The sequence below is a fragment of the Streptomyces sp. NPDC058470 genome (assembly GCF_042721055.1).
In the GTDB taxonomy this organism is placed as follows: Bacteria; Actinomycetota; Actinomycetes; order Streptomycetales; family Streptomycetaceae; genus Streptomyces.
Window position 1 is genome coordinate 36,074 of record NZ_JBHXMF010000011.1, and the last position, 20,365, is coordinate 56,438.

Annotated in this window: 19 protein-coding genes and 2 pseudogenes; 7 read left to right on the plus strand and 14 right to left on the minus strand. The window is 70.7% G+C overall.

Annotated features, from left to right (window positions below; translation table 11 throughout):
- Window positions 1-127 precede the first annotated feature (127 nt).
- On the minus strand, window positions 128-1,078 hold the full coding sequence (locus ACFWP7_RS10500) for an NADP-dependent oxidoreductase (protein WP_384379145.1): 951 nt from the start codon (window positions 1,076-1,078) through the stop codon (window positions 128-130).
- Between the two features lie 70 nt (window positions 1,079-1,148).
- On the opposite strand from ACFWP7_RS10500, the gene ACFWP7_RS10505 reads away from it, so the two are divergent.
- Complete coding sequence (locus tag ACFWP7_RS10505) at window positions 1,149-2,096, plus strand: GlxA family transcriptional regulator (protein ID WP_384379148.1); 948 nt, start codon at window positions 1,149-1,151, stop codon at window positions 2,094-2,096.
- Window positions 2,097-2,170: 74 nt separating this feature from the next.
- Window positions 2,171-3,025 carry a hypothetical protein gene (locus tag ACFWP7_RS10510; protein WP_384379152.1) on the plus strand — a complete coding sequence of 285 codons (855 nt, stop codon included), beginning with the start codon at window positions 2,171-2,173 and terminating at the stop codon, window positions 3,023-3,025.
- Window positions 3,026-3,029: 4 nt separating this feature from the next.
- On the opposite strand, the gene ACFWP7_RS10515 is transcribed toward ACFWP7_RS10510, so the two are convergent.
- The 3 genes and pseudogenes from ACFWP7_RS10515 to ACFWP7_RS10525 all read right to left on the minus strand — a co-directional run bounded on the left by ACFWP7_RS10515 (window position 3,030) and on the right by ACFWP7_RS10525 (window position 5,413).
- Window positions 3,030-3,584, minus strand: coding sequence for a TetR/AcrR family transcriptional regulator (locus ACFWP7_RS10515; protein WP_384379155.1), 555 nt, complete (start codon window positions 3,582-3,584; stop codon window positions 3,030-3,032).
- Complete coding sequence (locus tag ACFWP7_RS10520; RefSeq protein WP_384379158.1) at window positions 3,581-3,943, minus strand: DUF1304 domain-containing protein; 363 nt, start codon at window positions 3,941-3,943, stop codon at window positions 3,581-3,583. The genes ACFWP7_RS10515 and ACFWP7_RS10520 overlap by 4 nt, the downstream gene beginning before the upstream one ends.
- A gap of 99 nt (window positions 3,944-4,042) precedes the next feature.
- Window positions 4,043-5,413 (minus strand): annotated as a pseudogene (locus tag ACFWP7_RS10525) (amidohydrolase).
- Between the two features lie 286 nt (window positions 5,414-5,699).
- Here ACFWP7_RS10525 and ACFWP7_RS10530 point away from each other — a divergent pair.
- Complete coding sequence (locus ACFWP7_RS10530) at window positions 5,700-6,092, plus strand: VOC family protein (protein WP_384379161.1); 393 nt, start codon at window positions 5,700-5,702, stop codon at window positions 6,090-6,092.
- Between the two features lie 161 nt (window positions 6,093-6,253).
- Here ACFWP7_RS10530 and ACFWP7_RS10535 read toward each other — a convergent pair whose 3' ends face one another.
- Window positions 6,254-7,270 carry a glutathione S-transferase family protein gene (locus ACFWP7_RS10535; protein WP_384379164.1) on the minus strand — a complete coding sequence of 339 codons (1,017 nt, stop codon included), beginning with the start codon at window positions 7,268-7,270 and terminating at the stop codon, window positions 6,254-6,256.
- 17 nt (window positions 7,271-7,287) lie between these two features.
- On the opposite strand from ACFWP7_RS10535, the gene ACFWP7_RS10540 reads away from it, so the two are divergent.
- Window positions 7,288-8,418 carry a cation diffusion facilitator family transporter gene (locus tag ACFWP7_RS10540; protein WP_384379167.1) on the plus strand — a complete coding sequence of 377 codons (1,131 nt, stop codon included), beginning with the start codon at window positions 7,288-7,290 and terminating at the stop codon, window positions 8,416-8,418.
- A 61-nt stretch (window positions 8,419-8,479) separates the two neighbouring features.
- On the opposite strand, the pseudogene ACFWP7_RS10545 reads toward ACFWP7_RS10540, so the two are convergent.
- Window positions 8,480-8,927 (minus strand): annotated as a pseudogene (locus ACFWP7_RS10545) (nitroreductase family deazaflavin-dependent oxidoreductase).
- Window positions 8,928-9,058: 131 nt separating this feature from the next.
- On the opposite strand from ACFWP7_RS10545, the gene ACFWP7_RS10550 reads away from it, so the two are divergent.
- Window positions 9,059-9,265, plus strand: coding sequence for a ferredoxin (locus tag ACFWP7_RS10550; protein WP_384379170.1), 207 nt, complete (start codon window positions 9,059-9,061; stop codon window positions 9,263-9,265).
- A 9-nt stretch (window positions 9,266-9,274) separates the two neighbouring features.
- Here the strand turns inward: ACFWP7_RS10550 and ACFWP7_RS10555 are convergent, their stop codons facing one another.
- A complete protein-coding gene (locus ACFWP7_RS10555) occupies window positions 9,275-9,877 on the minus strand; it encodes a TetR/AcrR family transcriptional regulator (RefSeq protein ID WP_384379173.1) in 603 nt (200 codons plus the stop codon).
- A 93-nt stretch (window positions 9,878-9,970) separates the two neighbouring features.
- On the opposite strand from ACFWP7_RS10555, the gene ACFWP7_RS10560 reads away from it, so the two are divergent.
- Window positions 9,971-10,429 (plus strand): nuclear transport factor 2 family protein, encoded by a 459-nt coding sequence (locus tag ACFWP7_RS10560; RefSeq protein ID WP_384379176.1) that lies wholly within the window; start codon window positions 9,971-9,973, stop codon window positions 10,427-10,429.
- Between the two features lie 10 nt (window positions 10,430-10,439).
- The gene (locus ACFWP7_RS10565; protein ID WP_384379179.1) at window positions 10,440-10,907 is read left to right on the plus strand and encodes a flavoprotein; all 468 of its coding nucleotides are present in this window, start codon (window positions 10,440-10,442) and stop codon (window positions 10,905-10,907) included.
- Window positions 10,908-10,956: 49 nt separating this feature from the next.
- Here the strand turns inward: ACFWP7_RS10565 and ACFWP7_RS10570 are convergent, their stop codons facing one another.
- The 7 genes from ACFWP7_RS10570 to ACFWP7_RS10600 all read right to left on the minus strand — a co-directional run bounded on the left by ACFWP7_RS10570 (window position 10,957) and on the right by ACFWP7_RS10600 (window position 20,057).
- Entirely contained in the window at window positions 10,957-11,868 is a 912-nt protein-coding gene (locus ACFWP7_RS10570) for a hypothetical protein (protein WP_384379182.1), read from the minus strand.
- 89 nt (window positions 11,869-11,957) lie between these two features.
- The gene (locus ACFWP7_RS10575; protein WP_384379185.1) at window positions 11,958-13,631 is read right to left on the minus strand and encodes a phospholipid carrier-dependent glycosyltransferase; all 1,674 of its coding nucleotides are present in this window, start codon (window positions 13,629-13,631) and stop codon (window positions 11,958-11,960) included.
- 82 nt (window positions 13,632-13,713) lie between these two features.
- Window positions 13,714-14,667 carry an endo alpha-1,4 polygalactosaminidase gene (locus ACFWP7_RS10580; RefSeq protein WP_384379188.1) on the minus strand — a complete coding sequence of 318 codons (954 nt, stop codon included), beginning with the start codon at window positions 14,665-14,667 and terminating at the stop codon, window positions 13,714-13,716.
- Window positions 14,668-14,872: 205 nt separating this feature from the next.
- Window positions 14,873-15,679, minus strand: coding sequence for a phytanoyl-CoA dioxygenase family protein (locus ACFWP7_RS10585; RefSeq protein WP_384379191.1), 807 nt, complete (start codon window positions 15,677-15,679; stop codon window positions 14,873-14,875).
- A 92-nt stretch (window positions 15,680-15,771) separates the two neighbouring features.
- Window positions 15,772-16,248 (minus strand): universal stress protein, encoded by a 477-nt coding sequence (locus ACFWP7_RS10590; RefSeq protein ID WP_384379194.1) that lies wholly within the window; start codon window positions 16,246-16,248, stop codon window positions 15,772-15,774.
- A gap of 5 nt (window positions 16,249-16,253) precedes the next feature.
- On the minus strand, window positions 16,254-17,552 hold the full coding sequence (locus ACFWP7_RS10595; RefSeq protein ID WP_384379197.1) for an arsenic transporter: 1,299 nt from the start codon (window positions 17,550-17,552) through the stop codon (window positions 16,254-16,256).
- Between the two features lie 123 nt (window positions 17,553-17,675).
- Entirely contained in the window at window positions 17,676-20,057 is a 2,382-nt protein-coding gene (locus ACFWP7_RS10600; protein ID WP_384379200.1) for a SpoIIE family protein phosphatase, read from the minus strand.
- Between the last annotated feature and the right edge of the window lie 308 nt (window positions 20,058-20,365).

The following is a 20,365-nucleotide window of genomic DNA, read 5'->3' on the forward strand; positions in this document are numbered from 1 at the left end:
TTCTTTTTCACCTAGGGGGCGCCCGTTTCCCCCCCCCGGCAACCTATGCACACCAATCGGGCGGGTTTGCCCCAACACTGAAAACCCCCCGCCGGTCGACTCGATCAACGACTTCTGGCGATGGCTTTCAGTCGACGATCAGCACCAGCTTGCCCGCGGTCCGGCCGGTATCGCCGAGTGCGTGCGCCTTGGCGGCCTCGGCCAGCGGGAACGACCCGGCGATGGTCGCGCGCAGTTTCCCCGCCTCGACCAGCTCCGCGACCCCGTTCATCCCGGCGTGATCGGCCTCGACCAGCAGCTCGATCGCCCGTACGCCGAGCTTCTCGGCCTCCTCGATGAGGTCCTTCGCACCCCGGGGCAGGATCGACACCAGGAGGCCGCCCTCGCGCAGGACGCGCAGGGAGCGGGATCGGTAGTCGCCGCCGACCGTGTCCAGGACGACGTCCACGTCGCTCACGGCCTCGGTGAAGTCGGTCTCCCGGTAGTCGATGGGCTCGTCGACGCCCAGTTCGCGCAGGAAGTCGTGCTTGCCCGCGCTGGCGGTGCCGATCACATACGCGCCGCGCGCCTTGGCGATCTGCACCGCCAGATGTCCGACCCCGCCGGCCGCCGCGTGGATCAGCACCCGCTGCCCCGGCCGTACGTCGGCGGTGTCGACGAGGGCCTGCCAGGCGGTCAGCGCGGCCAGCGGAATGGCACCAGCCTGCTCGTGGTCGACGTTGGAAGGCTTACGCGCGAAGGCGCGCGCGGGACCGGTGACGTACTCGGCGTGCGCACCGACGCCGAACGGATAGGGCAGCATGCCGAAGACCTCGTCACCCGGCTTGAACAGGGTGACCCCCATCCCGACGGACTCCACCACACCCGAGACGTCCCAGCCCAGGACGAACGGTGGTTCCTTGAGGAAATGGCCGCCCGCGCGGTGCTTCCAGTCGGTCGGGTTCAGCCCGGCCGCGTGCACCCGGACCAGCAGCTCGCTCGGCCCCGGTACGGGCCGTTCCTTCTCCACTTCCTTGAGCACCTCGGGCCCGCCGAGGACGTCCTGACTGATCGCGCGCATCGTGTTCGTTTGGCTCATGTGCACCAGCCTGCCGGGGTGCGGCCACCAGGGAAATGGCAAGATTGCCAATAACCGATAAGATCGTGCCATGCCTCCTGTGGAACGTGTCGTGGTCCTCGCGCTCGACGGCGTCTACCCCTTCGAGCTGGGTATCCCCAGCCGGATCTTCGGTGCCGCGGACGGCCGGTACGAGGTGCTGACCTGCACCGTCGACGGCCGGCCGGTGCGGAGCAACGCGGATTTCTCGGTCACCGTCGAGCACGGCCCCGAAGTGCTGCGCACGGCGGACACGGTGGTGATCCCGGCCGTCAACCCGGACAGCGTCACCGTGGAACTCCCCGAAGAGGTGACTCGCGCCCTCGCACTGATCCGACCAGGCGCCCGCATCGTCTCCATCTGCACGGGCGCGTTCGTGCTTGCGGCGGCCGGTCTGCTGGACGGGCGGCCGGCGACCACGCACTGGCTGCTGGCCGACCTGTTCCGGCGGATGTTCCCGCACGTGGTACTGGACCCGGACGTGCTGTTCGTCGACGACGGCACGATCCTCACCTCGGCCGGTGCCGCGTCCGGAGTCGACGTCTGCCTGCACATCCTGCGCAAGGACCACGGCAGTGAGCTGGCCAACAAGGTGGCCCGGCGCTGCGTGGTGCCGCCCTGGCGCGACGGCGGTCAGGCCCAGTACATCGAACAGCCCGTGCCCGAGTCCGCCGCGACGAGCACCGCCGCAACACGAGCGTGGGCTCTTGACCGACTGGGTGACCCGCTGGCGCTGTCCGATCTCGCCGGCCACGCCCGGATGAGCCCGCGCACCTTCGCCCGCCGCTTCAACGACGAGGTCGGTCTGAGCCCCGGCCGCTGGCTCATCCAGCAACGTGTCTCCCGGGCCCGCCATCTGCTGGAGTCCAGCGACCTGTCGGTCGACCAGATCGCCGGCGAGGTCGGTTTCGCCACCGGCACCTCCCTGCGCCAGCACCTGCACGCCGCGATCGGCGTCGCACCCCAGGCGTACCGACGTACCTTCCAGGCGGCCCGCTAGGCACTGAACGATCACTGCCGCTCCCGCGTCGGAGGAGGGAGGTAGAGAACGGCAGACGGCGGACAGGGATGGGAATGCGTAAACGGATCGCAGCGATGGTGATTGTGCTGGGGCTGACAGCTGCGGGGTGCGGCGAGGGGATGCGTGAGGACCTCGTGGTCACCGGAACGCCGCCGGCCACGCCGTACGCGGGGCGTTTGGACCTGCCGTTCAGGGAGAGCGCCGACGGTAGTGAGCGAGAGGCCGAGGAGGGTTCGGGCGCGGCCGGGCGGGCGCTGGAATGCGACGGCGAGATCTACTACGGCAGCGGAGGCGAGACGTGGACCAAGGGGGACGGCGGCTCGACACCGGAGGAGGGCCTGAACGCGTTCTTCGACATGGACCAGCCCGAACTGCCGGACCACGGCTACCGGATCGAGAGCAGGCGGGGAGACCGTGTCCTGTTCTCCTACGACGTCGACGGCAGGACGAAGGTCGCCGTCGTCGTCGCCAAGGACCAGCCGGACCGCCCCGGTTGGGGTCCGGAGACCAACGCCTCCTGCGACCCCGCCGAACTCCCCGCGAGCTACACCGACTCGATTTCGCAGGAGATCTGGACCGACCGCGCCGGCCACCGTGTGGCCACCACGGTGCTGTCCAGTTCCGCGGGTGCGGAGCACTGCGGCTGGGAGAGCGCGCACTTCCTGGGGATGGGCCGGGACGAGGACAGCAGGCAGTACGCGCGGGATCCGAAGGGGGTGCTGGGGAGCGAACTGCTCACCGCCGCGTACGACGGTGACGTCCCGATGCCCGCCGACGCGCACGACACCGGATACCGCTTCAAGGACTGGCAGCTCTGGCTGACGGACGACAAGGCGACGGCGTACATGCGTACATCCCACGGGGTCGAGGCATGGCCCGAGGCGAAGGACTTCGTGGCCTGCCAGTGAGACGTCATCGGCTCCGGTGCAGGGTGACGAGCAACTGCCAGACCTGGTGGGCGACTTCCTCGGGAGTGGCGTCGAGCAGGCCGTGCAGCCAGTCCCCGAGGACCCCCGCGAAGGTGGCGGCGACGGCGGAGGCGACGAGCGGGGCGTCGGGCGCACCCAGGAGGGTGCGCTCGGCGAGGCTGCGGGCGCGCAGGTCCCGGTGCAGTACGCGGCCGAGCGGGCCGCCGCCGCCCGGGCTCAGGAGGGCGCGGTAGAGAGGTGCGTGCGCGGGGAGCCCGGCGAAGAACGCAAGGAGAGCGGGCGGCGCGGACACCGGGTCGGGCCGCCCACGCCACGCGTGCAGTGCGTCCACTGCCTCCCGTACGACATCGGCGCAGGCGTCGACGGCCAGCGCCTCCAGATCGGCGTAGTGCACGTAGAAGGTGGCCCGGCCGACCCCGGCCCGTCGCACCAGGGCGGCGACACCGACCTCCTCCAGCGGGCGCTCGGCGCACTCCTCCAGGAGGGCCTGGCGCAGCTTCGCCCGGGTGCGGGCGGCTCGCGGATCCTGCGACGTCACCGTGCGACGAGGACGGCGGCCAGGGCGAGCGCGCCCGGCAGCGCCTGCGCGAAGAGGATGCGCCGGTTCGCGGTCACCGATCCGTACACTCCGGCGACGACCACGCACACCAGGAAGAAGACCTGGACGCGGAAACCGGTCGGGTCCGCGACGATCAGTCCCCACACCAGTCCCGCCGCCAGAAACCCGTTGTAGAGGCCCTGGTTGGCGGCCAGCGGCGCGGTCGCCCGCGCCATCTCCGCGTCGAACCCGTGCAGGCCCCGGCCCGGCTTGCGCTCCCACAGGAACATCTCCAGGACCAGGATGTACGCGTGCAGCGCGGCCACCAGGCCCACCAACACGTTCGCGACTGTCCCCATCGTCCGGCAAGCCCCCCTGCTCAGTCATGCACTTCTTGGACAGCTGTCCACTATACCTGGGCGGTTGTCCAAGAAGTCACGCGGCTGCTGCACGAGGTGTCAGGCGTCGGGCGCCGCGTGGACGCGCTCTGCGCCCACATAGGTCAGCGCGCTCTTCGTCCCGGCGATCGCCTCCGTCGGTCCGGCGAACGGGTCGCGGTCAAGGACGACCAGATCCGCCAGGGCCCGCACCCGTACGCTCCCGGTCTCGTCGAGGTGGTTCGCGTAGGCCGATCCCGCGGTGTACGCCGTCAGCGCGGCCAGGAGACCGATGCGTTCGGCGGGCAGGAACACCGGGCCGCGCTCGTCCGGGGCCACCCGGTTGACGGCGGCATGGATGCCCTGGAGCGGGTCGGGGTTGCTGACCGGCCAGTCGCTGCCCGCCGCGAGACGCGCCCCGGAGCGCAGGAGCGCGCCGAACGGATACTGCCGGGCGGCCCGTTCGGGCCAGAGGAAGGGGATGGTCAGCTGGTCCATCTGCGGCTCGTGAGCGGCCCACAGCGGCTGGATGTTGGCCGTGGCACCCAGGCGCGCGAACCGGGGTACGTCATCGGGGTGCACGACCTGGAGATGCGCCAGGTGCGGACGCGTGTCGCTCGGCCCGTTCGCCTTCCGTGCCGCCTCCACGGCATCCAGTGCGTCGCGTACGGCCCGGTCGCCCAGGGCGTGGAAATGACACTGGAAGCCGAGCGCGCCCAACTCGGTCACGTACGAGGCCAGTTGCTTGCGATCGATGAAGCTGGTGCCCCGAGGAACTCCCCGACCAGCGCGTCCTGCCAGGCGGTGATGCCGAGCGCGTGCAGATGCCGTTGGGCATGCAGCAGAGCGGTGAGCCGGTCCGAAGGCGTGGCCGACGGCGTGAGCCGGCCGACGTACTGCATGGCCCCTTCCTGAAGCATCCCGGTGGGCTCGCCCGACGCGTCCCGCTCGAACCTGCCGTCGGCCGGATCGAGCGTGTCCCGCGTGACGCCGGCGAGTTCCAGGGCACGGCTGTTGACCCAGGCGCCGTGATGGTCGCGGTTCGGCAGATACACCGGCCGGTCCGGAACCACCGCGTCCAGCAGCTCCTTCGTCGGCGTACCGTCCTCGAAGGCCTCCATGTACCAGCCACCGCCGGTGATCCACTCCTGGTCGGGGTGCGCGTCGGCATAGGCGCGGACGACGGCGAGCGTGTCCCCGGCCGTCGTCGTCCCGGTGAGGTCGCACCGGGAGAGCTCAAGGCCCGCCGGCACGGGGTGGATGTGCGCGTCCAAACCCGGGCAGGAGCAGCCGTCCGGCGAGATCGACCACTTCGGTCCGCGGGCCGATCAGTTCGCGCACCTCGGTGTGCCCGACGGCGGTGATCCGGTCGCCGATGACAGCGACGGAAGCCGCGGCCGGCCCCTCGGGGGTGAGGACAGGGCCGCCGGTGAAGAGGAGGTCAGCGTGCATGTTCCGCTTTCTTGGGCGAGCGGGTACGAGAGGCGACGACGATCCCGGCCGGGTTGACCGTCGCCATGACGATCCGCGCCAACTCTCCACCACCAACCTCTACTTCAGGTGACCCCACAGCGTGTACAGGCCTGGCGCGAGGTCAACGAGATCGCCGGGCGCCACCACATGCGCGACGGTGAATGGCTCGTGGCCGACTGAATCCGCCGTACGCGGTAACACGGGAGGACGAGGCAGCGGACGCCCGGGGAGGCCGTCGGCGCCCGGGAACCCGTACGGAGGAAGCATGACACTGGTCACGGCAGGCGTCGTGGTGCTGGACTGCGCCGAACCCGAGAAGCTCGCCGCCTTCTACAAGGAGCTGCTGGACGCCGAGGAGACGGACGCGAACGCGAACCGTGTGGAGATCAGGGGTACCGATGGCATCCGGATGGCGTTCCGCCGGGACATGTCGGCGACACCGCCGAGCTGGCCGCGCCCCGAGAGCTCCCTCCAGGTCCACCTGGACTTCCACGTGGACGACCTCGACGCGGCGGAGCTCAGGATCATCGGCCTCGGCGGGCGCCCCATCGAGACGAAGGACCCGTCCGGCCCCTTCGAGGAACGCGGCTACTCCGACCCGGCCGGACACTCCTTCACCCTGCGCCACGCGGCGACGACCGCGCCGAAGCAGGACTGACAGCCCAGGTACGCCGCCGGAACGGAGGCGGGACCGACAGCCGGAGCAGGTCCGGCGGCGGCGAACGCCGCTGTGGCTGAAGTGCGGGGCCGCGGCTGAAGTGCGCCACTGCGGCCGAAGGACGGCGCTGAAGCCGCAGCGGGCCCGACGGCCGCATTCCGTCAGGGGCGCCCCCGCGCCGGAATCCTCTCGTCCTCGGGCACCGGGCCCGGCGCGGTGCCGTCGCCGAACGGCCGGCCGCCGAGCTCCTCGCGGTGATGAGGTGTCAGCCAGCCGGACAGGTCGGGTCCGAGGGGGACGATGCCGGTCGGGTTGATGCCCGTGTGGACCTGGTAGTAGTGCCGTTTGATGTGGTCGAAGTCGACGGTGTCGCCGAAACCGGGCGTCTGGTAGAGGTCGCGGGCGTAAGCCCACAGGACCTGGTTCTCGGTCAGCTTCCATTGGTTGCACTTGAAATGGCCGTGGTAGACGGCGTCGAAGCGGACGAGCGTGGTGAACAGCCGGATGTCCGCCTCGGTGATCGCCTCGCCGACGAGATAACGCCGGGAACCGAGCCGCTCGGCCAGGAGATCAAGCCGCCGGAAGACGCCGCGGCAGGCCACCTCGTACTCCTCCTGGTGCGAGGCGAAGCCGGCCCGGTACACGCCGTTGTTGACGTCCTCGTAGACGTCCGCCATGACCTCGTCGATCTCGTCGCGCAGCGCTGCCGGATACAGCTCGGGCGCGCCGTCCCGGTGCAGGGCCGTCCACTCGGTGGCGAGGTCGAGTGTCAGCTGCTGGTAGTCGTTGGTGACCAGCTGCCCGCTGGGTACGTCCACGAGCGCGGGCACGCTGACGCCTCCGGGGTAGCCGGTCTCCCGCGCGTCGTAGGCCTCGCTGAGGAAGCGGATGCCGAGAACGGGGTCGCGGCCGTCCGGGTCCAGGGTGAACCGCCAGCTGCGGTCGTCCTGGATCGGATCGGTGATCGCCAGCGAAAGGGCGCCCTCCAGGCCGAGGAGACGGCGCGAGATCACCGCTCGGCTCGCCCAGGGGCAGGCGCGGCTGACCACCAGCCGGTAGCGCCCCGCCTCCACGGGCCAGCCGTTCCGGCCGTCCGCCGTGACACGGTCCGCGAAATGGCTCTTGGACCGCTTGAACGCCTTCTTGCCGAGTTCGGCGTTTCCCTCAGCTTCGCCCACGACGCCTCACTTCCTTGATGTGTGTAATGCCGCGATACGGGTTCCCAGGCGCATTTGTTCCCCGATTCCCGCCGAGTCCACGGTGTGAGGCGGGTGGGCCTGGGAAATCGGCCGGAATGAGCAGCCAATCGAAGGACCAACCGAACCCATCGGGCCAACCGAAGCAACGGGGCCAGTCCGATGGGGCGGACCGCAGGACCCGGGTGACCGTGCTGGTCGCGCTGGGCGCCAATCTGCTGATCGCCGTGGCCAAGGCGGCGGGCGGGCTGCTCTCCGGCTCGCCCGCGCTTCTCTCGGAGGCCGCGCACTCGGTGGCCGACAGCCTGAACGAGGTCTTCCTGCTCGCCGCGCTGCGCCGCAGCCGCCGTCCCGCCGACCGTCGCCACCCGTTCGGCTACGGCAAGGAGCGGTTCTTCTGGTCGCTGCTCGCCGCCGTCGGCATCTTCGTGATGGGCGGCTGCTTCTCCTTCTTCCAGGGCTTCGAGGCCCTCAGGAACGGCGCTGACGAGTCGTTCGGCGGCTACGTCGCGGGGTTCGTCGTCCTCGGGGTGTCCCTGTTGGCCGAGGGCACCTCGCTGCTGCGGGCGCTCCACCAGGTGCGTAAACAGGGCGGCAAGGCCGGTCTGCGCGATCCCGCGCTGCGTACGGTCGTCGCCGAGGACGGCACGGCGGTGCTCGGCGTGACCCTCGCGATGGCCGGCATGGCCCTGCACATGGTCACGGGCCAGGTCGTGTGGGAGGCCTCCGCCTCGCTCGCCATCGGGGTGCTGCTCGTCGGTATCGCCTACCGGCTGGGCAGTGACGCGCGCGAGCAGCTCATCGGGCAGGCCGCCGACGAGGAGCAGCGTCGCGAAATCCTTGCCGTACTGGACGCGCAGCCTGAGATCGACAGCGTGGAGGAGCTGTTCACCATGGAACTGGGCCTCGACTCGACCCTCGTGGCCGCCCGCATCGACCTCGCTCCCGGGCTCGACAGCGAGGAGGTCGAAGACGTCGCCATCCGCATCAAACGCTCCGTCACCTGGGCCGTCCCCCAGGCCGGCCACGTCTTCCTCGACGTGACCGACGCACGAACCGCACGGGCAGCCGCGCGTACGGACGGGACAGGGGAAAACCCCGCCGCGACGGGGGGACGCGGCGGGGCCTGATCCTCGGGTGCCCGGCGGTCGGCCGGGCATGCGTGCCGACGCGAAGGAAATTCGGCGTCGGTCAGTCGCTCGTCGGCTCCAGCACGAAGACCGGCATCTGCTGGTCGGTCTTTTTCTGATAGTCGGCGTACGGGGGATACGCCGCGACCGCGCGCTCCCACCACTGCGCCTTCTCCTCGCCGGTGACTTCACGGGCGGTGTAGTCCCGGCGCTCGGCGCCGTCCTGAAGCTCCAGGTGGGGGTCCGACTTGACGTTGAAGTACCAGACCGGATTGCCCGGGGGCGCCGCCCAGTGAGGCGACCGCCGCGTAGCTCCCGTCGTGCTCGACGCGCATGAGTGGCGTCTTGCGGATCTTGCCGCTCTTGGCACCCCGGGTCGTGAGAATGATGACGGGCAGGCCCGTGTCCTGCAATGACCCCCCCTTGCTGCCCCTGGAACTTTCGTACAGCCCGACCTGGTCGCGCACCCATTGCGTCGGGCTGCGTTCGTACTCCCCCTCAAGAGGCATGATTTCCGTGCCATCGTTGCGTGGTACTGGTTCTGTCCCAGCAGAGTCCAATACCCGCACCGGCGCAAATCATCCGCTCGGGCCGGCGCTCTCGGCTGGCACACCCTGTGCCCCGGTAAGAAGCTGCCAGCATGAACATCGACATCTCGATCTCGATCGACAAGGACGTCTGTATCGGCGCCGGGCAGTGTGCCCTCGCCGCCCCGGGCGTCTTCACTCAGGACGACGACGGAATCAGTGAGCTGCTACCCGGCCGCGAACGCGGCGCGGGCCACCCGATGCTGCGAGAGGCGGCACGGGCCTGCCCCGTCGGGGCCATCACGGTGTCCGAAGTCTGAACGCCGCGCCTACCGCTGAGCCTCCACCAGTAGCCGCGCGGCCGCCCCCGCCTGCTCGGCCGGATCCGCGTTCCCCGTGATGCCCGCGGTCACCATGGCTCCCTCGGCGAGCAGATACAACTGGTCGCTGAGCGGGGCGGGGAGCCCGGCGTCGGTCACGAGATCCCCGAGGTACTTCCTGAACGCCCGCTTGTGGGCGCGGACCTGGGCGGTCACGCGTGGCGACGTGGCGCCCAGTTCACCGTAGGAGTTGATCCAGGCGCATCCGCGGAAACCGGGCTCCGCGAACCACTGCCCCAGCCAGTCGAACACCGAAAGGACGCGCCGCTCGGGCTCTCCCTGCCGGTCGACGTACTCGGCCAGCCGCTGCCGCCAGCGGATGTCGCGCCGCTCCAGGTACGCCACCACCAACTGCTCCTTCGCCGGGAAGAGCTGGTAGAGGCGCTTGAGGGAGATCCCCGAGGCGCCGCGGATGTCGTCCATGCCGACGCTCTGGACGCCACGGCCGTAGAACAACTCCTCCGCGGCGTCCAGCGCCTGCTCGCGGGCGAGGCCCAGTGCCTGTTCCCGGGCAAGGCCCGGTGCCTGCTCGCGCGGGGCTGTGCTGTCCATGTACGGGCCAATCCTTGACGCGAGAACCACCGTTCTCTACGGTAGCAGTCACCAGGGAGAACGCTCGTTCTCCCTCTGTTTCAGGGAGACTCGATGTCCGACCGTCCGCCCCTCCCGCCGTTCACCCGCGAGACCGCCGCCCAGAAGGTCCAGGCGGCCGAGGACGCCTGGAACACCAGGGATCCCCACAAGGTCTCGCTCGCCTACTCCGAGGACTCGGTCTGGCGCAACCGCGACGCCTTCGTCACGGGCCGCGCCGAGATCGTCGAACTCCTGGCGGCGAAGTGGGCACGCGAACTGGACTATGCCCTCCGCAAGGACCTCTGGGCCTTCGACGGCAACCGCATCGCCGTCCGCTTCCAGTACGAGTCCCGCGACTCCGACGGCCAGTGGTGGCGCAGTTACGGCAACGAGCTGTGGGAGTTCGACGAGCACGGCCTGATGACCCGGCGCGAGGCGAGCATCAACGACGTACGGATCGAGGAGAAGGAACGCCGGATCCTCGGCCCCCGCCCCGACTCCGAGCGCGGGGACACCTTTCCGGTTCACTAGGGTCTGCCGCGTGAGCGAACACCCGGAGAAGCCCTTCCTGTATCTCGTCGTCTGCGCGGCCGGTATCGCCTCGGACATCGGCGAACTGATCACCGCGGCACAGGAGCGGAACTGGGAGGTCGGCGTCATCGCCACCCCGCAGGGCCTCGGCTTCATCGACGCCACGGCCGTCGAGGCGCAGACAGGCCGCCCCATCCGCTCGGCCTGGAGGGCCCCAGGAGACCCCCGGCCCTTCCCGGCACCGGACGCGGTGGCCGTGGCACCCGCCACCTTCAACACCGTCAACAAGTGGGCGGCCGGGATATCCGACACCCTCGCCCTGGGAACTCTCTGTGAGGCGTACGGGCTTGGTGTCCCGATCGCCGTACTGCCCTGTGTGAGCGAGGCGTTGGCGGCGCATCCCGCCTACCGGGCGAGTGTCGACCGGCTGGGCGCGATGGGCGTCCGGTTCGGCACGCCGTACTCCGGGGAGGCCTAACAGGACGGCGGGAGCCCGGAGTTCCGCTGGGAGCGGGTGCTGGACCTGCTCACTCCTCGCACGTGACGGTGGGCCCGACGAGCATGCCCCCGGTGAACACGGTCTGGCCCTGAGGCATCCAGTAACCCGCCTTGGAGACGACCGTGGAGCAGGTGTCCTGCACCGACACCTGGACGACGACGGTGGAGGGCCGGCCCGGCTGGAGATCGGTGAGCGCGCAGTCCAGCGCGTGGCCGCTCCTGGTCGTCGACGGGTAGCGGCCGGTCAGCGGATTCACGCAACGGGGGTCGGACGTGGTCAGCTCCACGCCGGACGACTCCTCCGCGATGATCCCGAGGCGTGCGCTGCCGTCCCCGCGGTCGCTGTCGCGCGCGACCGTGTACGTCAGCGCGGTCACGGAGTGGGGCCGCAGCACGCTCCGGTCGACCTCGATGCGGTGCGTCGGTGACGTTTTCGGTTCGGTCAGGGTCAGCGTGGCGTGGACCTCGCCGCGCAGATCGACACCGGCGGGCGACGAACGCACGTGCACGCTGCCGCTGATGTCGTAGGTCCCGGGGCCGGGGTACTCCTTGCCGCTGGGGAGCGGGCCCGTCGCGATGGTCTGCCCGTCCCGCCGTACGGTCCAGGTGCCCGACGTAACACAGGTGTACTTCACGGTCCCGGGTCGCCCGCAACGGGCCGGAGCGGACACGGAGATGTTCGGACCGCCGGTGCCCACGCAGAGGCTGACCGAGGCACGCTGCCCGCCCTCACCCTTGAGGATGCCTGCGTCCGAACAGAGGGTCGCCGGAGCAGGCACCGGGGGAGCGGCGGACCGGTGAACGGCTTCCGCGGACGGCTGCCCCAGGAAGGCCACCTCGGCGGCGGCCAGCACCGCCAACGCGGCGAGGGTCCTACGAGACGTGGGACTGGTGAGCACCGGATCCTCCTGCACAGCCGCGACCGGCCCGGTGCCGGTCATGCGCTGTTGAGGATGCGCGACCGGCCGACCACCGCGGGGCTCCCACGCCGGACCGTCACCTGAGGGCAGGAATGTCCGCAAGCTTCGGCTTACGGCCTGCGGAAGATCGTGATGGAGTGGCCCACGTCGTCGATCGGCGTGCTCCCGTCGAGCAGCTCCGCCAGCGGCCCCTCGGCCTTGGCGATCGAGGAGTCCGACACGACGAGCAGACCGTGCACCTCGTCCGGCGGCACCGTACGCGGGTCGTCCGCCTCGATGCCGTAGTACGACGGCTCACCGGCGCCTTTGTAGACGAGCCAGACCCGCTCCTGCGGGTAACGCTCGTCCAGCCGGTCGGCCAGGCGGCCCAGGTCCTGGCCCCAGTCGACGTTCGAGTCGTGCAAGCGCAGATGGGTCTTCGACGGTCCGCCGAACGCCTCGTTCGAGTAGGGCAGGTAGTACGGGTAGGTGCGCAGCGAACTGACGGCGACGAACAGCACCAGGGCCGCCGTGACGACGTACGCCCATCGCCGGCGGAGTGCGACGACGGCGGAGGCCACCACCGCGAGGAACAGCGGCAGGAAGAGGGCGTAACGGACGCCGAGATCGCGGGAGCCGCTCATCGCCGTGGCCAGCAGCAGAGCCGACGGGATCAGGAGGTACGGAGCCGCGGGCCGCAGTCGGGGAACGGCGACCATGGCCACCGCGCCGGCCGACCAGAGCACCAGCATGCCCAGCGGCGTCTTCACCAGCAGCGCGGCCGGCAAGTAGTACCAGAGCGTTCCGCGATAGTGCCGGCCGAACAGGAAGCTGTCCCACGTGTGGTTCTCGTAGCCGAACTGGACGCGCATGCCGTCCCGGTACGGCTGTGGGAAGGGCAGCAGGTCGCTGAGGAGCGCGCGCAGGCCATGGACGGCCGGGAGGTCCGCGGGCGTGGTCCAGCGCAGGTGCGGGTCGACCGCGAGGTACGTCGCCCACACCACGGCCAGGGCCACCAGCGCGACGCCGGACGCCGCGGCCACGGCTCGACGTACCTTCGCGCGCGTGTCGAGGCCGGGCGCCCGCCAGACGGACACGACCGCCAGGAGCAGCAGTACCGGAACCACGGGCAGCATGCTCATCTTCGTGGCCACCGTCGCACCCAGCGCCGCCCCGGCGAGCGGGAGGTGAAGCAGTGGACGCCGGCGCGCCCGCCACAGCAGCCACACCGACGTGAGCAGGAATCCGCACGCCGGTAGGTCGAGGGTGGCGAGTGAGCCGTGTGCGATGACGTCGGGCGAGAAGGCGTACAGGGCGAGCGCCACCAAGCCGCCCTTGCGGCCCACCAGTTCACGGCCGAACGCGAGGACGACAAGTCCGAACAGCAGCGTCAGCACGATCACCGGCAGCCGGGCCCACAGCATCAGCCGCCAGGGATCGTTGCCCGACTCGTACAGCACACGCTTTCCCAGCGCCGTCTGGTCACCCGTGAAGCCGGCGTCGAGGTGTGGGTGGGCGAACACCAGCCCGCTTCCGATGATCAGTTTGCCCAGCGGCGGATGCTCGGGGTTGTAACGAAGGTCGTGCTGCTGGACGTAGACCACCGCTGTGCCCACGTACACGGGTTCGTCGATCGTCGGTGTCTGCCGCACGGCCGTCGTGACCATCGCGACCGCCATCTGGGTCAGCAGTGCGACCACCGCGAGCAGGAACAGCCACTGCCGGGGCACCCGGAAACGCCTCGACGGGCGCCCGGCGTTCGCCGACGGGCGTTCGTGCTGCTCGACGGCGTGCAATGTCACCATGCCCTTTGGTACGTCCACTTCGTGGGCCCCCGTTCACCCGAGGGCACCTGTCTTCGTGTGCTCGTCGGCCCGCCGGAGGTGGTCATCGGGTCCTGCGGACATAGTCCGCGTCGCCGGGCGTCGACACCAGCACATCCCGGCGCACGATGCTCAGCCGGTCACCGAAGGCGGAACAGGCCTTGCGCAGCCCCCGGTCGGTGTACTCGATGTCGACCACCCGGTCGTCGAACGCCTTCGCGTACAGCCCGCACTCGTCGTACTCGCCGCACTCTTCCGCCACCGCGAAGTCGAGCCCGGCCCGCTTCCTGAGTCCCGCCAACTCCGCGGTGTTCTTCTGGCCGATGGCGAGTTGCCGGGCGTGCGCGTGGGCCGAGAGCAGGGTGATGAACGCGGTGGCGTCGGCGGCGGTCAGCAGGTTGCGTGAGCGGGTGTAGCTGTCGTAGTTGTCCGGTTCGACCGCGTCGAAGCCCTTGTCCGCGCAGCCGTCGATCCACCGGTTGACCCGTGCCGCGACGCGCTTGCGCTTGGCCGTTGTGCGGATGTCGAGCAGCACCTCGTCCCAGTCGCCGTCGACAACGACCTTGCTCCGGCCGTCGCGCAGCAGCAGATCGGCGGGCCACTGCTTCTCTTCGCCCGGCTGGACCTGGAAGGCGTTGACGTAGCAGATGTTGTAGAGGCCGGGCGCCGGGGAGGCCGAACGGTCGCGGCTGACGATGCCGACACCGGGCGGCGGGGGATAGGCACCGCCGATCTGGTAGTCGAACCCCGCGTGCAGGGGCGGGAGGTCGACGGCCGGTGGGGTCGAGGCAGACCTGGAGGGCGGGGCTGAGCTTGGGCTTGGGCTTGAACTTGGTATCGGGGTGGGGGTCGGCTTCGAGGTCAGGGCCGCGGTGGGACTCGGCTTCCGCGGTGTGACATCCGCGCCGTCGCTCTCGCCCTCGTCCTCGCCGGAAACGCAGCCCACGAGCAGGGAAAGGGCCGCCAGGACGGCGACGGTTTTGAGGCCACCGATGCGGGCAGCACGCTTGGCGGACATGTCCGCTCCATCAATCGCGAGTACGACCCCGCCTCGGACGCTCCCGCCGTCCTGGCGACTTTGGCCGGACTTGAACGGTGTCCGCTACCGGCTGGGCGTACCTCTGCGTACCGGGTCGCAACACGGCACCCGATGATCCAAGCGCCCGGTTCCGCCGGCGTCAAGTGCCCACTACCGAACGGTACGTAGGCCACGCGCAGGGGGATCAGTGCGGAGCCGGCGCCGCGAACTCGGTGCCGCAGGGGCCCGCGCCCTCGCTCTCGGGCAGCGGGACGGGTTCCCCGCTCATCGTCAGCGTCCGGTAGAAGCCGCCGATGCGCCGGGTGGAGCGGCCGACGTAGTGACCGATGAACGAACGACGGAAGCGGTCGGTGCTGCGGTTGGGCCCGGAGCCGTGCACCAGGCTGCCGTTGAAGAACAGCACGTCGCCCGGCGCCATGTCGACGGGCACGGCGGCCAGCCCTGGCGGCGGGGGCACGTAGTCGCGTACGAACGACAGCTCCGCGTCCGCCTCCCGCGGGCAGAACAGGTCCATGCGGTGGGTGCCTGGCACGACCTCCAGGCCGCCGTTCTCACGGTCGATCACATCGCAGGCGATCCAGGCGGCCACACAGGTGCCGGGCTCGACCCGCAGATAGAAGTTGTCCTGGTGCAGCGCCTGGCCCCGGGCGCCAGGGGGCTTGAAGTAGAACATGCTCTGCGCGGCCAGGACTTCCTCGCCCAGCAGCGTCTCCACGATGCTCCCCAGACGCGGGTCGAGGAGACGGCGCAGCGCGAGCGTGTTGATGCGGTGCGGGTGGAGGACGCGGGGATAGGAGTGCAGCGGATCGGTCGGGCCGTCCGCCTCCGTGGCTCGGGGCTCGAAGTGACCCGGTACCGGGCCCGCGGCGTGCAGCGCCGTGAACTCCGCGCACAGCGCGTCGATCTCGGCGCCCTCGAACAGCCCGCGCACCACCGCGAAGCCGTCCTCCTCGAACCGGTGGCGCAGCCCGTTCCTGTCCGTGACCGTCATCCGGCTGTCCCTTCCTGGCTGTGTCCAAGATGCCCCACGCCACTGCGCCGCGCCCATCGAGGGAGTGGCCTCCGAGAACGTGTCTGCCGGACCTAGTGGGGCGGCAGTGTCGTGACGTCCGGCGCCGGTTCGGGCCAGACCAGCAGGACGGGGCAGGGCGCGTGGTCGACCACGAAACGCCCCTCCGGTCCCAGACTGCGCGGGCCGAGTCGGGAGCGGTCACCGTCACGGGCCAGCACGAGCAGGTCGGCGCTCTCCGCGGCGGCGACCACCTCCCGCTCGGCGCGCCCGGCGCGCTCCAGCCGGGTGCAGGGGCGGGCAAGTCGCTCGGCCGCCGCGTCGAGGAGCCGCGTCGCGGACGAGGTGCCGAGGTCCGCCAGGCTGTCTCCGGGGTCGCGCCCGGAATGCGCGCGGCCGAGCAGTCCGGCGAAGGCGCCGTGCGCCAGGCCCGGAGCATCGGGCTCGTCGACGTACAGCAGCACCACATCCGTCGCGTGCGGTGCGTGCCGGTGCACGGCGTCCACGCAGGCGGGCCACGTTCCCTCGACGAGCCAGACGATCACCCGCATACGTGTCAGCCTCCGACGACTTGGAGTGAGAGCCACAGGGCCAGTACGGCCGGGATCAGCGCGGCCGGCACGGCGATCAGACCGAGCCGGGTGAACTCCTTGAGATCGACGCCATGGTCGTGCTGGTGCACGATACGCCGCCACAGCAGGGTCGCCAGGGACCCCGCGTAGGTCAGATTGGGGCCGATGTTGACCCCGAGCAGGACGGCCAGCACCGCGCCGGGTCCGGACGTGGCGGCCAGCGGGATCAGTACGAGGACCGCGGGCAGATTGTTGATCATGTTGGCCAGCACGGCCGCGAGCGCCGCGATGCCGAGCAGCGCGAGCAGGCCGCTGCCTTCCGGGAGCAGTCGCCCGAGGGCGCCGGCGAGCCCGTGGTCGACCACCGCCCGCACGACGATGCCCAGCGCGAGCACGAACGCCAGGAAGGCGGGCGCGGTGGCACGCAGCACGGTGAGCGGGGTGGCCCGGCGGCGGACGAGGGCGCGGGTGGAGAGCACCAGCGCCCCGGCCGCGGCCGACCACGCCGGATCGATGCCGAGCGCGGAGGCGAGGACGAACCCCGCCAGCGTGCAGCCCACCGTGACCAGCGCGAAGAGCGGCATGGCGGGCGGCTCGGCGACGTCCGGCGTCGGCGTGGCCGCCGCGCCCAGGTCGCGGGCGAAGAAGCGCCGGAAGACCAGGTACTCGGCGCCGATGGCGACCAGCCAGGGGAGGGTCATCAGCGCGGCGAAGCGGGTGAAGCTCAGACCGCTGGCGCTGAACGCGAGCAGATTGGTGAGGTTGGAGACCGGCAGGAGCAGGGAGGCGGTGTTCGAGAGGTGGGTGCAGGCGTACACGTGCGGCTTCGGGCGGGCGCCCATCCGCGCCGCGGTGGCGAACACCACGGGCGTGAGCAGCACGATGGTGGCGTCCAGGCTGAGCACCGCCGTGATCGCCGAGGCGAGCCCGAAGACCGCGGTGAGCAGCCGGCCGGGGCGCTCCGCCGCCCAGTGGGCCATCCACGCTCCGCAGGCCCGGAAGAGCCCCTCGTCGTCGCAGAACCGGGCGAGCACCAGCACCGCCGCGAGGAAGCCGATCACCGGTCCCAGGTGTGCCGCCTCCGCGACCGTGTGGTCCCAGGTGATCGCCCCGGTGACGATCACGATAGCGGCGGCCGGAACCGCCACGGCCGCCTCGGGCCAGTTGAAGGGGCGGATCACGGCGCAGGCGAGCACCGCGACGAGCAGGACGACGGAGAGGGTTTCGGCGAGCGGGGCGTTCAGGATTCGGTCCTCCGGGACACGGTCATGATGCCCCTTCATCAAATCAGGCCGACGACATCAGGGCCCGTACCAGGGAGATTCGCGGGGGCGGGTAAGCCCCGTTCCCGGGCGCGTCCGGAACGCCCCGTTCCCGGGCCGGACCTCCTTCCTGGCCGTCCGCCGTCATTCCTCGACCAGCGTCAGCTCCGCCCAGATCGTCTTGCCGTCCGCCGTGTGGCGGCTGCCCCAGCGTTGCGTCAGCTGGGCGACCAGCAGGAGTCCCCGGCCGCCCTCGTCGAAGGTCCTGGCCCGGCGCAGATGTGGTGCGGTGTGGCTGCTGTCGGAGACCTCGCAGATCAGGGTGGTGGCGTCGTGGATCAGGCGCAGCCGGATGGGCGATTCGCCGTACCGGATGGCGTTGGTGACCAGTTCGCTCACCACGAGCTCGGTCGTGAACGTCGCCTCGCTCAGGTCCCAGTCGAGCAGCTGGGCGACGGCCTGCTTGCGTATCGGCGCGACGAGGGCGGGGTCCGCGGGAATCTCCCAGGTCGCCACCTGGGACGCGGGGAGCCCGCGGGTACGGGCGAGCAGCAGAGCCACGTCGTCCGGGGCGCTCCCGACGGGCAGGAGCGTCTGGAGGATCGCGTGACACGCCCCTTCCAGGGAGTCCGAGTTGCTCTCCAGCGACTCGCGCAGAAGCTGATGGCCGGCGTCGATGTCCCGCTCGCGGCTCTCGATCAGGCCGTCGGTGAACAGCGCGAGGACCGTGCCCTCGGGAACGTCGAGTTCGACGGACTCGAAGGGCAGTCCGCCGAGGCCGAGCGGCGGTCCCGCGGGGAGTTCGATCTCCCGGGCCGGGCCGCCCGGCGGAAGCATGACGGGCGGCGGGTGGCCCGCCCGGGCCAGGGTGCAGTGCCGGGAGACCGGGTCGTACACCGCGTACAGGCAGGTGGCGCCGACCTCGCCGGTGGTGCCGTCGGCGCCGGCCTCCGCGGACAGTCGTACGACGAGGTCGTCGAGGTGCGTGAGGAGCTCGTCCGGGGCGAGGTCGATGTCGGCGAGGGTGCGGACGGCGGTGCGCAGCCGCCCCATGGTCGCCGAGGCCTGGATGCCGTGGCCCACCACGTCGCCGACGATCATGGCGACCCGCATCCCGGACAGCGGGATCACGTCGAACCAGTCGCCGCCCACCCCGGCACGTGCCGCGGGGAGGTAGCGCGAGGCGGCTTCCACGGCGGCCGTCCGGGGCAGCGACTGGGGCAGCAGGCTCCGCTGCAGGGCCAGCGCGGTCGCGCGCTCACGGGAGAAGCGGCGGGCGTTGTCGATGCAGACGGCGGCTCTCGCCGTCACCTCCTCGGCCAGCAGGACGTCGCCGGAGGTGAAGGGGTCGATCCGCTGGGACCGGTTGAAGACGGCCACCCCGAGCGTCGTGCCGCGGGCTCGGATCGGTACCGACATCGTCGTGTGGATGCCGTACTCGCGTACGCGTTCGCGACGCACCTCGTCCCGGGCGAGCCAGCCGGCGAGCGCGGCGGTGGCGTTGGCTGCCACGATCGTCCGGTCGGCCGCCAGGGAGTCCGCCTGGGGCGAACCGGCGGGGTAGATGTCGCTCTGCCCGGGTTTGACCACCGCTTCGGGCGATCCGGGGTGGATCGACTGGTGTGCCGCACGGCGCAGCGCGACCGGTACCTTCGGTGGTCCCGACTCCCGATCGCCCCCGTCCTCCGGGGGATCCAGCAGGTCGACGCTGACGAAGTCGGCGAGGATGGGAACGCAGACGTCGGCCAGCTCCTGGGCCGTCCGTGTGACGTCCAGCGTGGTCCCGATGCGGACGCTGGCCTCGTTCACCAGCCGCAGGCGCTCCCGGGCCATGTAGTGCTCGGAGAAGTCGTGGGCGGTCATGCACACACCGCGCACCTGCCCGTCGGCGTCGATCAGCGGCGCCAGCAGTCCGAGCCAGGCGTGCGCGCGCTCCTCGCCACCCGCCCGCACATACCCTTGTGTCTCGCGCCCCTGACCCGACTCAAGGACGTGCCGGAGTTCCTCTTCGATCTCCTCGCCGTCCAGATTGCCGCCGACCTCGGGGGTCGAGAGGCCACGGATGTGCGCGGCCGGGAGACCGAGCACGGCGGCCATCGCCTCATTGACCCCGTGCAGGCGCAGCCGGTCGTCGTAGACGGCCGTGGCGCAGGGGGACTGCTTCAGTGCGGCAGTCATCAGGAAGTCGTCCTGCGGATCGGGAGCGTCGTCGTTCAGCGGGGTGAGCACCAGCCAGTCGCTGCCGCTCTGCCGCGGGGGCCCGTGGTGGGCGAGCAGCCACACGGACAGCGTGCGGCCGTCGCGGTGGCGCAGCTCGACGGTGCCGCTCCACCGTTCTTCGGCGGGGCCGGGCAACGGGACCGTGTTCCCTGTGGCCAGCAGATCCGCGGCGGGCCTGCCCTCGACCTCTTCCGACGCATAGCCGAGCAGGCGGCGGGCCCCCTCGCTCCAGCGGATCAGGGTGCCGTTCACGTCGATGACGACCCGCGCCGTGGCGGGCCCACCGAGGGTTGTCTCCGGGCTCATCGTCGCCACTCCATTGCGCACACACACAGTGAACAAGCGCGTCACTCGTGTTCCAGCCTAGTCCGTGGACGGCCTTCGCACGCGGCACACGGCTTACGTACCAGGAGCCACGCCACGCAGGCGTGCCACCCAGCAGGAGCCCGAGTGCCTCGACACCCGCGAGCACCACCACCCGGGCCGCCGCGCGACCTCACATCGAGCTGTCGCCTCCGGTCGGGGACCCCTCGGTCCCGGACGTGGGAGGTACCGCACCACATCGTCGCTGAACTGGGAGTATTTACGCGTAAGTACCCGGACGGTACCGTGAG

What these genes read in the sequence shown, in the direction of transcription:
- ACFWP7_RS10530 (WP_384379161.1), top strand. Translation starts at nt 5,700, where the DNA reads ATGACACTGGTCACGGCAGGCGTCGTGGTGCTGGACTGCGCCGAACCC.
- ACFWP7_RS10555 (WP_384379173.1), bottom strand. Translation starts at nt 9,877, where the DNA reads ATGGACAGCACAGCCCCGCGCGAGCAGGCACCGGGCCTTGCCCGGGAA.
- ACFWP7_RS10585 (WP_384379191.1), bottom strand. Translation starts at nt 15,679, where the DNA reads ATGACGGTCACGGACAGGAACGGGCTGCGCCACCGGTTCGAGGAGGAC.
- ACFWP7_RS10570 (WP_384379182.1), bottom strand. Translation starts at nt 11,868, where the DNA reads ATGACCGGCACCGGGCCGGTCGCGGCTGTGCAGGAGGATCCGGTGCTC.
- ACFWP7_RS10575 (WP_384379185.1), bottom strand. Translation starts at nt 13,631, where the DNA reads ATGGTGACATTGCACGCCGTCGAGCAGCACGAACGCCCGTCGGCGAAC.
- ACFWP7_RS10560 (WP_384379176.1), top strand. Translation starts at nt 9,971, where the DNA reads ATGTCCGACCGTCCGCCCCTCCCGCCGTTCACCCGCGAGACCGCCGCC.
- ACFWP7_RS10600 (WP_384379200.1), bottom strand. Translation starts at nt 20,057, where the DNA reads ATGAGCCCGGAGACAACCCTCGGTGGGCCCGCCACGGCGCGGGTCGTC.
- ACFWP7_RS10510 (WP_384379152.1), top strand. Translation starts at nt 2,171, where the DNA reads ATGCGTAAACGGATCGCAGCGATGGTGATTGTGCTGGGGCTGACAGCT.
- ACFWP7_RS10520 (WP_384379158.1), bottom strand. Translation starts at nt 3,943, where the DNA reads ATGGGGACAGTCGCGAACGTGTTGGTGGGCCTGGTGGCCGCGCTGCAC.
- ACFWP7_RS10540 (WP_384379167.1), top strand. Translation starts at nt 7,288, where the DNA reads ATGTGTGTAATGCCGCGATACGGGTTCCCAGGCGCATTTGTTCCCCGA.
- ACFWP7_RS10505 (WP_384379148.1), top strand. Translation starts at nt 1,149, where the DNA reads ATGCCTCCTGTGGAACGTGTCGTGGTCCTCGCGCTCGACGGCGTCTAC.
- ACFWP7_RS10500 (WP_384379145.1), bottom strand. Translation starts at nt 1,078, where the DNA reads ATGAGCCAAACGAACACGATGCGCGCGATCAGTCAGGACGTCCTCGGC.
- ACFWP7_RS10590 (WP_384379194.1), bottom strand. Translation starts at nt 16,248, where the DNA reads ATGCGGGTGATCGTCTGGCTCGTCGAGGGAACGTGGCCCGCCTGCGTG.
- ACFWP7_RS10550 (WP_384379170.1), top strand. Translation starts at nt 9,059, where the DNA reads ATGAACATCGACATCTCGATCTCGATCGACAAGGACGTCTGTATCGGC.
- ACFWP7_RS10580 (WP_384379188.1), bottom strand. Translation starts at nt 14,667, where the DNA reads ATGTCCGCCAAGCGTGCTGCCCGCATCGGTGGCCTCAAAACCGTCGCC.
- ACFWP7_RS10595 (WP_384379197.1), bottom strand. Translation starts at nt 17,552, where the DNA reads ATGAAGGGGCATCATGACCGTGTCCCGGAGGACCGAATCCTGAACGCC.